At 71.2% G+C, this 12146-nt stretch carries 12 protein-coding genes; 7 read left to right on the top strand and 5 right to left on the bottom strand.

The window, feature by feature from the left end:
- Positions 1–109 precede the first annotated feature (109 nt).
- Together dapB and IR155_RS05295 are read left to right on the top strand one after the other, a co-directional pair.
- Positions 110–916: a 4-hydroxy-tetrahydrodipicolinate reductase gene (dapB, locus tag IR155_RS05300; protein ID WP_135113786.1), complete on the top strand. Its 807-nt coding sequence runs from the start codon at positions 110–112 to the stop codon at positions 914–916.
- A complete protein-coding gene (locus tag IR155_RS05295) occupies positions 913–1356 on the top strand; it encodes a hypothetical protein (protein ID WP_135113785.1) in 444 nt (147 codons plus the stop codon). Before dapB ends, IR155_RS05295 begins: the two co-directional genes overlap by 4 nt.
- A 22-nt stretch (positions 1357–1378) precedes the next feature.
- On the opposite strand, the gene IR155_RS05290 is transcribed toward IR155_RS05295, so the two are convergent.
- The 5 genes from IR155_RS05290 to IR155_RS05270 form a co-directional block, all read right to left on the bottom strand.
- The gene (locus tag IR155_RS05290; RefSeq protein ID WP_135113784.1) at positions 1379–2263 is read right to left on the bottom strand and encodes a TIGR01777 family oxidoreductase; all 885 of its coding nucleotides are present in this window, start codon (positions 2261–2263) and stop codon (positions 1379–1381) included.
- Positions 2264–2302: 39 nt separating this feature from the next.
- Positions 2303–2725 carry an OsmC family peroxiredoxin gene (locus IR155_RS05285; protein ID WP_135113783.1) on the bottom strand — a complete coding sequence of 141 codons (423 nt, stop codon included), beginning with the start codon at positions 2723–2725 and terminating at the stop codon, positions 2303–2305.
- Positions 2726–2921: 196 nt separating this feature from the next.
- The gene (locus IR155_RS05280; RefSeq protein ID WP_135113782.1) at positions 2922–3488 is read right to left on the bottom strand and encodes a DUF4395 domain-containing protein; all 567 of its coding nucleotides are present in this window, start codon (positions 3486–3488) and stop codon (positions 2922–2924) included.
- On the bottom strand, positions 3481–3921 hold the full coding sequence (locus tag IR155_RS05275) for a TlpA family protein disulfide reductase (RefSeq protein WP_135113781.1): 441 nt from the start codon (positions 3919–3921) through the stop codon (positions 3481–3483). Before IR155_RS05275 ends, IR155_RS05280 begins: the two co-directional genes overlap by 8 nt.
- A 107-nt stretch (positions 3922–4028) precedes the next feature.
- Positions 4029–6317 carry an esterase-like activity of phytase family protein gene (locus IR155_RS05270; RefSeq protein WP_233441108.1) on the bottom strand — a complete coding sequence of 763 codons (2289 nt, stop codon included), beginning with the start codon at positions 6315–6317 and terminating at the stop codon, positions 4029–4031.
- A 101-nt stretch (positions 6318–6418) separates the two neighbouring features.
- Here IR155_RS05270 and IR155_RS05265 point away from each other — a divergent pair, with 101 nt between their 5' ends.
- The 5 genes from IR155_RS05265 (at position 6419) to IR155_RS05245 (ending at position 11936) form a co-directional block, all read left to right on the top strand.
- Complete coding sequence (locus IR155_RS05265) at positions 6419–7279, top strand: thymidylate synthase (RefSeq protein WP_135113779.1); 861 nt, start codon at positions 6419–6421, stop codon at positions 7277–7279.
- A complete protein-coding gene (locus IR155_RS05260) occupies positions 7279–7782 on the top strand; it encodes a dihydrofolate reductase (protein ID WP_135113778.1) in 504 nt (167 codons plus the stop codon). Before IR155_RS05265 ends, IR155_RS05260 begins: the two co-directional genes overlap by 1 nt.
- Before the next feature lie 398 nt (positions 7783–8180).
- On the top strand, positions 8181–9008 hold the full coding sequence (locus IR155_RS05255; protein WP_167760711.1) for an endonuclease domain-containing protein: 828 nt from the start codon (positions 8181–8183) through the stop codon (positions 9006–9008).
- A gap of 134 nt (positions 9009–9142) precedes the next feature.
- Positions 9143–10120 carry a 4-hydroxy-tetrahydrodipicolinate synthase gene (gene dapA / locus IR155_RS05250; protein WP_135113776.1) on the top strand — a complete coding sequence of 326 codons (978 nt, stop codon included), beginning with the start codon at positions 9143–9145 and terminating at the stop codon, positions 10118–10120.
- 139 nt (positions 10121–10259) lie between these two features.
- A complete protein-coding gene (locus IR155_RS05245) occupies positions 10260–11936 on the top strand; it encodes a ribonuclease J (RefSeq protein WP_135113775.1) in 1677 nt (558 codons plus the stop codon).
- Positions 11937–12146 lie beyond the last annotated feature (210 nt).

Here is a 12146-nt window from a genome sequence, read left to right as displayed (position 1 = left end):
GCACCTTGCGCCCGCCGGAGAACCCGGCACCTTGCGCGCGCACTTCGGGGAAGCGGCGCGCGAAGTCAAGCCGCCCGGGGAACCGGGGTGCCGAACCTAGGATGGGACCATGACGACACGGATCGCCCTCGTCGGCGGCACCGGCAAGCTAGGCGGCATCATCCACGAGGTGATCGACGGCCTGGACGGCTTCGAGGTCTCGGCCGTGCTCGGCTCGCGCAGCGATTTCGCCGAGCTCGAGGGGGCCGACCTCGTGGTGGACGCCTCCGTTCCCGCCGTGAGCATCGACGTCGTGCGCGCCGCGATCGAGCGCGGGCTCAACGTCCTCGTCGGCACGAGCGGATGGTCGGCCGAGCGCATCGCGCTTGTGCGCCCGCTCGTGGACGCCGCCGCCACCGGCGCGGTGTTCATCCCGAACTTCTCCCTGGGGTCGGTGATCGGCAGCGCGATCGCCGCGGCCTGCGCGCGGTTCTTCCCCTCGGCCGAGATCGTCGAGGCCCACCGCGACACGAAGGTCGATTCGCCCAGCGGCACCGCGGTGCGCACGGCCGAGCTCATCGCCGCCGCCCGTCGCACGCCGGTGGATGCGCCGCACGTGGATCAGCGCGCTCGCGGGCAGCAGGTGGCGAGCGTTCCCGTCCACTCGCTGCGGCGCCCCGGCGTGATCGCGCGGCAGGAGACCATCCTGTCCGGCCCGGGCGAGGCCCTCACGATCGTCCACGACACGATCGATCCTGCCGCGGCGTACGCCCCCGGCATCCGTGTCGCGCTCGAGCACGCGATCGGCGTGCGCGGCGTCGTCATCGGCCTGGAGAACTTCATCGACATCGGGATCGGCGCACCCAAGGCGGCGGAGCCCCGCACGGTCGCGGACGAGTCGGTCCCCGGGCAGGTCGCGCGGGCGACGAGCGCGTGAGCGCCCGCATCGGCGCGGCCGTGATGGCCGCGCTCCTCGCGCTGTACATCGGCGTGGTCGGATGGCGGGCTGTGCAGCTCGTGCAGACCGGCGAGCCCGTCGGCATCGCCATGGGGATCGCGCTGATCGTGCTGCCCCTCATCGCCGCCTGGGCGCTGGGGCGCGAGCTGTGGTTCGGCATCCGTGCCGAGCAGGTCGCCCGCCGGCTCGAGGACGAGGGAGGCCTTCCCGACGACGTCGTGGCGACGACCCCGAGCGGTCGTCCGACGCGCGCCGACGCCGAGGCTCTCTTCCCCCGCTACCGGGCGGAGGTCGAGGAGCGACCGGACGACTGGCGGGCCTGGTTCCGACTCAGCCTCGTCTACGACGCCGCCGGCGACCGCGCCCGCGCGCGTCAGGCCGCGCGGGAGGCGATCCGGCGCGAGCGCGCGAGCCGCTGACGCGCGTGGCGGGCCGCTCGACTCAGCGGGCGATCGCGGCGGCGATCGCGTCCTCGGCCGTCCGGTGGCGGAACGCGAAGCCGGATGACGCGAGCGCCTTGGGCACCACGTGCGCGTCGGTCAGCAGCATGTCGTTCGCGAACCTCTCGCCGAGCGCGAGCCGCAGCGCCGGTGCCGGCGCGCGCAGCACGTAGGGCCGGTTCAGACGCCGCGCAAGCGCGAATCCGATGTCGTTCGCTGTCGCGCGTGTGGGCCCCGCGAGGTTGACAGGACCCGTCAGCCCGCGGTCGAGCACGTGCAGGATCGCGGCGACCTCGTCCTCGAGCGAGATCCACGGCCAGGCCTGCGTGCCGGATCCGAGCGGCCCCGCGATGCCCGCGCGGGTGAGCGCGATCAGGGGCTTCAGCACCGCGTCCGGATGCAGGATGGGCGCCGTGCGCAGCAGGGCCACGCGCTCGCCCGCGATGCGCGCCGCGTGCTCCCACTCGACGCACAGCGAGGCGAGGAATGAGCTGCCGGGGCGCGAATCCTCGGTGAGGGTCTGGCCGCGTCTCGAGCCGTAGAAGCCCACCGCACTGGCCGACGCGAACAGGGGTCGCTCGGCTGCCGGCAGTGCCTCGATGGCCCGCGCGAGCGTGCGCGCCGGGGTGATCCGCGACCACAGCAGGCGGCTGCGGTAACCGCGGGTCCACGGCAGGCGTCCGATGCTCGCGCCGTTCAGCCCGACGACGGCGTCGGCGCCCGCGACGACATCGGGATCCAGGGGAGTGCCGTTCAGCCAGCGCACCTCATCCGGCGCCGATGGCGCGTGGCGCACGAGGCGGGTCACGCGGTCACCCCGATCGCGCAGGGCGGTGACGAGGGCGCGTCCGATCAGACCGGACGCGCCCCCGATGACGATGTGCACAGCGTCGCCTGCCTCAACCGCGTCGCGAGGGGCGGCGCATCACGCCAGCGAGGCCTCGAGCGTGATCTCGATGCCCGCGAGCGCCTGGGAGACCGGGCAGCCGGCCTTCGCACCCTCGGCGATCTCCTGGAACTTCTGCGCGTCGAGGCCCGGGACCGTGGCGCTCACATTCAGGTGGCTGCCCGTGATGCCGGTGCCCGGCTTGAAGGTGACCGAGGCGGTCGTGTCGAGCTTCTCGGGCGGCGTGCCGTTCTCGCTCAGCGCGTGCGACAGCGCCATGCTGAAGCACGAGGCGTGCGCGGCGGCGATGAGCTCCTCGGGCGTCGTGGTCGAGTCGGAGCCCTCCGAGCGGGCCTTCCAGTTGACCGGGAACGAACCGATCCCGGACGCGAAGGAGACGGTTCCGGATCCCTCGGCGAGGCTTCCGGTCCAGGCGGTGGTGGCTTCGCTGGTGACGGTCATGAGGTCCTCCGAATCGGGGGGTGAGCGGTGTGGTCGCCAGCCTAACCCGGTGGCTCGGCGGCGTCACGATGTGCCCCGATTCTGCGTCGCCGCGGTGCCGCGCGGCCCGGTCACCGGCGCTTCAGGGGGCGTCCCCGACCCGGCGACAGACGAAGCGGCCCCGGCGCGTCCAGCGCGCCGGGGCCGCTTCCGCGTGTCAGGCGGTGCGCGAGCGCCCCAGGATGCCTGCCCGCTGCAGCAGCAGGTACAGCTGGCAGCCGAGGCACAGGCCGAATGTCGCATTCAGGAACGCCGCGATCAGTGCGGCCGCGGCGGCGACGACGAGCGCCCAGGGCACCCCGGCCGCGTGCAGGATCAGGCCCACAACCGTCACGAACAGCCCGACACCCTGCGCGAAGCGCGGCGGGCGCGGATCCTCGAGCTCGGTCGGCGGCGCGAGGCGGGGGCGCACGAGCCGGCGGAACACGACGCCCCACGGCGCGGTGCGGGGCGACAGCACGCCCCACAGGAACAGTGCGGCCGCGATCGCCACCGCCACGAAGCCGGCATCCGCGATCCGCTGCGCGAACGGCGAGGCGCCGGGGACGAAGACCGCGTCGGCGAGCGGCTGATACGCGAACCAGCCGAAGCTCGCGGTCTCCTGCCCCAGGCGGGGCGAGACGCCCGTGAGCGCCAGGTAGGTCGCGACCACGAGCAGCACGGTGGTGATGCCGGCGGCGAAGCGCGGGCCGCGCGGGTCGATTCCGGCGGGGGAGTCAGGCATGTGCGTCCTCCAGGAGGCGATCGAGCTCTCGGGCCACGTCGTGCGGGCGGGGCGCGCCGCCGATGCGGGCGCGCACGGCGCCGCTCGCATCGACGATCAGCGTGGTGGGGGTCTGCAGCACGCCGAAGCGGCGCGTCAGGTCGGGCCGGCGGGTCAGGTCGACGTCGACGTGGGCGACGCCGTCCCGCTCCCGTGCGATGCCGCCCAGCACGCGGCGGGTGGCGGGGCAGCGCGTGCAGTACTCGGTGCTGAACTGCACGAGCGTCGCGTGCGCGCCGAACGCGCTCTCGGGAAGGTCGAGCGAGGCCGGTGTCGCGGCCTCGGCGGCCGGCGTCGCGCGCACGCGCCCGTCCCGCCGGCGCAGCACGATGCCGATCGCCACCGCGACGAGCACGATGGCGCCCAGCACGACGAGGGCGGTGACGGGATCCACGCCTGCACGATAGCCCGCCCGGAAGGCGACACGGGCCGCCGGCGACACCGCCCGTAACACGCGGATCGGCCCGTCCCCGGGTGGGGACGGGCCGATCCTGTCGCCGGCTACTGGGCGGCGATGGGCTCGGCGGCCGTGGCGGCGCCGATGTCGGGGTTGTCGCTGAAGAACCCGTCGATGCCGGTCTCGAGGAAGGCCCGGATCTCGCCGGCGAGGTCGCCGGGCGCGTTCGGGTCGGTGCTCGAGCGGAAGTCGGCCGCGAGGAACTGGTTCTCGACACGGAACGTCCAGGCGTGGACGATCAGGCCCGCGCGATGCGCGTCGTCCACCACGTCACTCGGCTCGGCGAGCGTGCCGTCGGCGTTGCGCGGGATGATCACGCTCTTCTCGGCCCCCAGGCCGTCGGCGTAACCGGCGATCTCGGCGAGGCCCTCCGCCGTGACGAGGTCGGCGTACGTGCGGTCATCGCCCGCCGCGACCAGGTCGTACGGCGCGCCCGAGCTGTTGACGAGCTGCCCGAGCGGCACGTCCGTCATCTCGTTCAGGTCGCGCAGGTTGCCGGTCTCGAAGCTCTGCAGGATCACCGGAGCGTCGCGGCGGTCGAGGCCGTTGCGGCCCAGCTCGGCGACCAGCGGCTCCTCGAGCGAGAGGCCGATCCCGTCGAAGTACGTGGGGTGCTTCGTCTCGGGATACACGCCGACCGGGCGGCCGTCGCACGTCTGCGAGTGGCGAGCGAGATCCATGACCTCGTCGAGGGTCGGGATGCCATACAGGCCGTCGAACGCGGCGCTCTGCGGGCGCACCTGGGGCAGGCGCTCCTCGGCGCGGAGAGTGCGCAGCTCGGCGAGGGTGAAGTCCTCGGTGAACCAGCCGGTCACCTGCACGCCGTCGATCATCTTGGTCGTGCGGCGGTCGGCGAACTCGGGGTGCGCGGCGACGTCGGTCGTGCCGCCGATCTCGTTCTCGTGGCGAGCGACGAGAACGCCGTCCTTCGTCGAGACGACATCCGGCTCGATGTACTCGGCGCACTGCGTGATCGCGGTCTCGTACGCCGCGAGCGTGTGCTCGGGGCGGTAGCCGCTCGCGCCGCGGTGGGCCACGACGGTGAGCGCATCCGCCGTCGTCTTCGTGCGCTGCAGGTCGACGATCGCGAACTCCGTGTCATCCGGCGTTCCCGTGTTGCGCGCGTCGTTGCCGGGGAAGTTGTTGTCGTTGCCGATCAGCAGGCGCCCATCGCGCAGCTGCAGCACCGTCTCGAACGACTGCACCGGCAGCGAGTAGGTCTCGCCGAGGCCGTATCCCTCGCCCGCGTCGATGCCGTGCGGGTTGTCGATGCGCAGCGCATCGAGCACGAGGCTCTTCTCGAGGAATCCCTCCGCGTCGGTGCGCTTGCCGAGGCTGACCTCGTAGACGCGCTTGATGACCGACTGGTCTCCCTCGAAGTCGTCGCGCTCGATCAGCAGCAGGTCGCCGTCGCGGGTCGTGAAGGCGTCGCCGATCACGTTCGCGGCGAGGTCGGTCTGGTACGACCAGGTCCGCCCCGTGTACGCGCCCTTGCGGGTGTCGAACTCGTTGATGACCCGGCGGCGCTGGTCGGTGTCGGCAAGGTAGGCGCCCTCGAGCACGGGGTACAGGAAGCGCCCGTCGCGCGATCCGGCCATGGCCTCGAAGCCGCGGCTGGCGGCCACGGTCGGCTGCGCGCCGCCGAGGTACGGGTTCTGCGGCGACTGGGCGCCGGTGAGCGGATACGGCTTCTCGAGCAGAGTGCCGTCCTCGTCGAAGTGGAGCAGGAACGGGCCGAACTCCTCGCCCACCCAGAACGTGCCGTCCTTGGCGCGGACGACCGACTCGATGTCGAAATCGGCTCCCGTGAGCAGGCGCTCGTCGGTGTCCTCGTTGACGATCGGGAAGTCGAGCACGTCGTTGCGGTCGTTGTACGAGATGTGGGACAGCACCTCGATCTCGCCGGAGCCGCCCTCCACGGTCTGCCAGTCGGGCTGGACCAGGTAGTTGCGCAGGAGGAAGTCGGCCGAGTTGCCCTTGCTGCCGAAGCCGTTGTCAGGCTGGGCCCAGAACGTGCCGTCGCCGTTGTCGAGCATCGCCGAGAAGCCGGGGATGACCTGGCCGTCGAAGGGACCCGTGCGGCCGTTGGCGGGCGTCATCTGCGCGCCGGAGGCAGGGCCCTCGGCGAGGAAGTCCGCCGACAGGGTCGCACGTGCATCGAGCGTGGGCACGTGCGTGTGCACGGGCTTCGGTCCGCCGGAGTGGCCGGACGCGGTGACCGCCGCGGAGGCAGCGGAGGGGACGAGAGCTGCGACGAGCGATGTCGCGGCGGACAGGGCGATGAGCGCGGCGGGCGAGGGGTGCCGGCGGCGCTGCGAAGGGAAGGTCGTCACGCGCCCGACGCTGGCGGCTGCGACCCACGCGCGCGCGACCATCCGGTGAACGGGGGCAGAACTCCCCACGGCCCGCCCGGCACGGGTCGCGACGGATCCGGATGTCGCGCGCCGACGATCCGGATGTCCGTGGCCGGGCTTACCCTGGGGGCGTGACCCAGGCGATCCCGACCCCCTACGAAGACCTGCTGCGCGATGTGCTCGCCCACGGCACGCACAAGGATGACCGGACGGGGACCGGCACAACGAGCGTCTTCGGCCGGCAGCTGCGCTACGACCTGTCGCAGGGCTTCCCGCTCATCACCACGAAGCGCGTGCACTTCAAATCGGTGGCGCTCGAGCTGCTGTGGTTCCTGCGCGGCGACTCCAACGTCCGCTGGCTGCAGGAGCGCGGTGTCACCATCTGGGACGAGTGGGCCGATGAGGACGGCGACCTCGGGCCCGTCTACGGCGTGCAGTGGCGCTCGTGGCCGACGCCGAGCGGCGAGCAGATCGACCAGATCCAGCAGGCGGTCGACCTGCTGAAGACGAACCCCGACTCGCGACGGATCATCGTCTCGGCGTGGAATCCCGCCGAGATCCCGAACATGGCGCTGCCGCCGTGCCACGCGTTCTTCCAGTTCTACGTGGCCGACGGCAAGCTGTCGTGCCAGCTCTACCAGCGCAGCGCCGACATGTTCCTCGGCGTGCCGTTCAACATCGCCTCGTATGCGCTCCTCACGCTGATGATGGCGCAGCAGGCGGGCCTCGAGCCCGGCGAGTTCGTCTGGACCGGCGGTGACGTGCACATCTACGACAACCACCGCGAGCAGGTCGCCGAGCAGCTCTCGCGCGACCCCTTCCCGTACCCGACGCTCGAGATCACGCGGAAGCCCGCCTCGATCTTCGACTACGAGTTCGAGGACTTCGCGGTTCACGACTACCAGCACCACCCGCCGATCCGCGCGGCCGTCGCGGTCTGATGCCGCTCCGCGCGATCTGGGCGCAGGCGGCCTCGGGCGCGATCGGCGCAGAGGGGGGAATGCCCTGGGACCTGCCCGAGGACATGGCGTTCTTCAAGCGCGCGACGACCGGATCGCCCGTGGTGATGGGGCGCCGCACCTGGCAGTCGTTCCCCGAGCGGTTCCGCCCGCTGCCCGACCGCCCGAACATCGTCGTCACACGCGACGCGTCGTTCGAGGCGCCCGGTGCCGAGGTGGCGCACACGCTCGATGCCGCGCTGAACCGTGCGGCGGAGCTCGACGACGAGGTGTGGGTGATCGGCGGCGCCGAGATCTACCGCCAGGCGATGCCTCGCCTCGACGAGCTGTGGGTCACCCGCATCGACCTCGACGTTGAGGGCGACGCGTTCGCCCCCGAGATCGACGACTCGTGGCGCCTCGTGCGCGCCGACCCCGCACCGGGGGAGTGGCACACAAGCCGCACCGGCACCCGCTACCGCTTCGAGGTCCTCCGCCGCGCCTGAGCCCCCGCGCGTCGCGCGGTTGCGCTCAGTCGTCGGTGCGCCCGCCCAGTCGTCGGTGCGCCGCCGCGCAGGCCGCGGAGTTCTGTCCGGTGCTCAGGGGATGTGCGACAGGCGGCGACCGATGATGTCGCCACGTGTCGATCTGCCCCGCAACCCCTGAGTCCGGCACATCCCGCGTCGGAGGCGCGGCGCGAAGTGACGCGGGGCGGTCCCGCGCTCAGGGGAGGTGGTGCGCAACGCGGCTCGCGTGCCGGGCGCGTGCACACGCGTCCCGCATCCCCTGAATGCGGGACTCCCACGACCCCGGCCTCTCGTCCACAGCCGAGGTCTCACGGAACCTTGCTCCACTTTCCGCTCTACGTCGGCCGGCGGCAGCCGACGGGCCGAACGCTGGCGGCATGAAGGTGATCGAGGCAGGTGTCTGGCGGACAGCGGATCTGTACGCCGCCGGGATGACGAAACGCGACATCGTGGCGGCGTGCTCCGCGAACGGCCTGATCCGGATCAGGCGTGGTCTGTACCGGAAGAGGTCGGCCGACAGCGAGGTGGTACGGGCGGCTGAGCACGGCGGCGCCCTCGCGTGTGCGTCCGCTCTCAGGCACCACGGCGTCTGGGTGCTCGACGACGAGCAGAAGACCCACGTCTGGTTGGGGGAACACGGCAGCCGCCATGCGCACACGGCGTGCGATTGTGTCTCCCACTGGGACGATTCCGGTGCCGCGTTCGGAGTCGTCTCCCTTGTCGATGCGCTCGTCCAGGCTGCGGACTGTCTTGGTCAGGAGGCATTTCTCGCCGCGTACGAGTCGGCGTGGCAGCAGGGCAAGCTGACCGCGGCCGACAGGCGGCGCGTGAGGCAGCGACTCTCAGCACGTCACCGCTGGCTCGTGGACTTCGCACGCCCGGATGCCGAGAGCGGACTCGAGTCCATCGTCCGCCTCCGTCTCGCGCGTCGCGGGATCCGCGTCGAATGCCAGGTGAGGATCGATGGCGTCGGCCGGGTCGACTTCGTCCTCGACGGCTGGCTCATCGTGGAGATCGATGGCAAGGAGAACCACGATGGCCCGAGCGAGCGCCACAAGGACCTCCGCCGTGACGCGCTCGCCGCTGCGCGCGGATTCGGCAGGCTCCGCTTCGACTACGCGCTCGTCCGCTACGAGTGGCCGATCGTAGAGGCCGCCATCCTGGCGGAGCTCTCCCCGGCCCGCGCCCAGGGGCGCCGGGGCTGAAGGGGCCCGATGCGGTCGACACGCACACATCCGCACCACATCCCCTGAGCGCGGCACCTCCGACGAATGGCGGCACCGCACCGCCACCCGCAGCCGGGCGGTGACGCACAGTCGCAGGGCGATAGCCTGGGAGCATGACGCACTCGGGCAACCCCTTCGGACAGGTGCTCGTCGCGCTCGTCACTCCGATGACGGCCGACGGCGAGGTCGACTGGCCCGCCGTCGAGAAGCACATCGACGACGTCATCACCTCCGGCGCCGACGGCATCGTCGTCACCGGCACCACCGGCGAGACGTCGACCCTGACCGATCCCGAGAAGCTGCGCCTCGTCGAGGTCGGCAAGGACGTGGCCGCGGGCCGCGCCAAGATCATCACCGGCGGCGGATCCAACGAGACCGCCCACGCGATCGAGCTCTACCGCAAGAGCGAGAAGGCCGGCGCCGACGGCATCATGATCGTCACGCCGTACTACAACAAGCCGACCCAGGCGGGCATCCTCACGCACTTCCGCCTTGTCGCCGACTCGACCGACCTGCCGGTCATCCTGTACGACATCCCCGGCCGCACCGGCGTGCCGATCAAGTACGAGACCATCCTGCGTCTCGCCAAGCACCCGAACATCCTGGCCATCAAGGACGCCAAGGGCGACTTCAGCGAGGTCAGCCGGGTGCTGAACCAGACCGACCTGCTCTACTTCTCGGGCGACGACGCGAACGTGCTTCCGCACCTGGCGATCGGCGCCTCGGGCCTCATCGGCGTGACGGCGAACATCGCCGCGACGCCGTACCGCACGATCGTCGACGCGGTGAACCGCGGCGACCTCGCGACGGCCACCGAGCAGCACAAGAAGCTCGAGCCGCTCGTCCGCGCCGTCATGACGCACGTTCCCGGCACCGTGTCGGCGAAGTACATCCTGCACGGCCTCGGTCGCATCTCCAGCCCCCGCGTGCGTCTGCCGCTGGTGGGCCCGGAGGAGTGGGAGGCCGCGATCATCGAGGACGAGCTGGCCCTCGTGAAGGATGTCGCGGGCGTCGACTTCTCCAACTTCCGTCCCGACCGCAACGCGGCCGCCGGCGGAGCGCTGCCCAAGATCGCCGGCACGACCCGCTGACCCCGGCGCCACGCGCCACCCACAGATCTCCCCGCGGCCGAGAACGCCGCACACAACACAACACACGAGACCGGATGCCGCGCGCGGCATCCGGTGCGAACCCCGGATGCCGCTCGGCGGCGTCCGCGAAAGGCGGACCATGTCCACTCCGGTCTACGATCCTCCCGCGCTCGAGAAGGGCGCCCTGCGCGTCACGCCGCTCGGCGGCCTCGGCGAGGTCGGTCGCAACATGACGACGTACGAGTTCGACGGCAAGATCCTGATCGTCGACTGCGGCGTGCTCTTCCCCGAGGAGCACCAGCCGGGCGTCGACCTGATCCTGCCCGACTTCGAGCCGCTCAAGAACCGCCTCGACGACATCGTCGGCGTCGTGCTCACGCACGGCCACGAGGACCACATCGGTGCCGTGCCGTACCTCCTGAAGCTGCGCCAGGACATCCCCCTGATCGGATCGGCGCTGACGCTCGCGCTCGTCGAGGCGAAGCTCAAGGAGCATCGGATCAAGCCCGTGCTCACGGTCGTGAAGGAAGAGGAGGAGTGGGACATCGAGCCGTTCGTGCTCGAGTTCGTCGCGGTCAACCACTCGATCCCGGATGCGCTCGCCATCGCGATCCGCACCCCCGCGGGCCTGGTGCTGCACACCGGTGACTTCAAGATGGACCAGCTGCCGCTCGACGGCCGCATCACCGACCTGCGCGCCTTCGCCCGCCTCGGCGAGGAGGGCGTCGACCTGTTCCTTCCCGACTCGACGAACGCCGACGTCCCCGGCTTCACGCCGACCGAGCGCGCGATCGGCCCGGTCATCGACCAGGTCATCTCCAAGACGCCGGGACGCGTGATCGTGGCGAGCTTCTCGAGCCACGTCCACCGCGTGCAGCAGGTGCTCGACGCCGCCGCGGCCAACGGCCGCCGCGTGGCGCTGCTCGGGCGCAGCATGGTGCGCAACATGACGATCGCGGCCGACCTCGGCTACCTCAAGGTCCCGGACAACGTCCTCGTCGACTACAAGAAGGCGAAGGACATCCCGGACGACCAGATCGTCTACATGTCGACGGGCTCGCAGGGTGAGCCGATGGCCGTGCTCAGCCGGATGGCGAACCTCGACCACGCGATCGAGCCTGGCGCGGGCGACACGGTGATCCTCGCGTCGAGCCAGATCCCGGGCAACGAGAACGCCATCTACCGGGTGATCGACGGGCTCACGAAGCTCGGCGCCAACGTCGTGCACAAGTCGAACGCGAAGGTGCACGTCTCGGGTCACGCCGCGGCGGGCGAGCTGCTCTACTGCTACAACATCCTGAAGCCGAAGAACGTGCTGCCGGTGCACGGCGAGTACCGCCACCTGATGGCCAACGCCAAGCTCGCGCAGGACACGGGTGTCGCCGAGGAGCGCACCATCCTCGGCGAGAACGGCTCGGTCATCGACCTGAAGGACGGGATCGCGCGCGTCGTCGGGCAGCTCGACCTCGGCTTCGTCTACGTCGACGGATCGACCGTCGGCGAGATCACCGACGCCGACCTCAAGGATCGCCGCACGCTGGGCGAGGAGGGCTTCGTGTCGGTCATCGTCGTGGTCGACGCGGCGACGGGCCGCATCATCACCGGGCCCGAGATCCACGCGCGAGGGATCGCCGAGGACGACTCGGTGTTCGAGGCCGTCAAGCCCAAGATCGCCAAGGCGCTCGAGGAGGCAGCGGCGTCCGGTGTGCGCGACACGCACGCCCTGTCGCAGACGGTGCGCCGCACGATCGGCCGCTGGGTCAACCAGTCGCTGCGTCGCCGGCCGATGATCGTGCCCCTCGTCATCGAGGCCTGACTTTCGCTGCGGCGCAGTTCTTCTGAGGCCGCGCGCGGATCGATCGCTCGACCGACGCTTTGCGCCGGCGCTCGCGCTCGATTGGCTGATGCTCCTATGTCCTGTCAAGCGGCGTTGAGCCATTGCCGGTAGGCGTTGGCGAAGTCGTCGTCGCGGCGGGCGCCGCGTTCGATTGTGGAGATCTTGTCGGGCCAGACGCCGAAGTGCGCG

The organism is Microbacterium paludicola, assembly GCF_015235415.1.
Lineage (GTDB): Bacteria > Actinomycetota > Actinomycetes > Actinomycetales > Microbacteriaceae > Microbacterium > Microbacterium paludicola.
Note: the sequence above shows the minus strand (reverse complement) of the source record. Positions and strands in the feature narration are given on the sequence as shown.

Bases quoted from the DNA above. Each gene is read 5' to 3' on its own strand.
- dapB (WP_135113786.1), top strand. From the start codon at position 110: ATGACGACACGGATCGCCCTCGTCGGCGGCACCGGCAAGCTAGGCGGC.
- IR155_RS05285 (WP_135113783.1), bottom strand. From the start codon at position 2,725: ATGACCGTCACCAGCGAAGCCACCACCGCCTGGACCGGAAGCCTCGCC.
- IR155_RS05280 (WP_135113782.1), bottom strand. From the start codon at position 3,488: ATGCCTGACTCCCCCGCCGGAATCGACCCGCGCGGCCCGCGCTTCGCC.
- IR155_RS05265 (WP_135113779.1), top strand. From the start codon at position 6,419: ATGTCGCGCGCCGACGATCCGGATGTCCGTGGCCGGGCTTACCCTGGG.
- IR155_RS05260 (WP_135113778.1), top strand. From the start codon at position 7,279: ATGCCGCTCCGCGCGATCTGGGCGCAGGCGGCCTCGGGCGCGATCGGC.
- IR155_RS05255 (WP_167760711.1), top strand. From the start codon at position 8,181: ATGAAGGTGATCGAGGCAGGTGTCTGGCGGACAGCGGATCTGTACGCC.
- dapA (WP_135113776.1), top strand. From the start codon at position 9,143: ATGACGCACTCGGGCAACCCCTTCGGACAGGTGCTCGTCGCGCTCGTC.
- IR155_RS05245 (WP_135113775.1), top strand. From the start codon at position 10,260: ATGTCCACTCCGGTCTACGATCCTCCCGCGCTCGAGAAGGGCGCCCTG.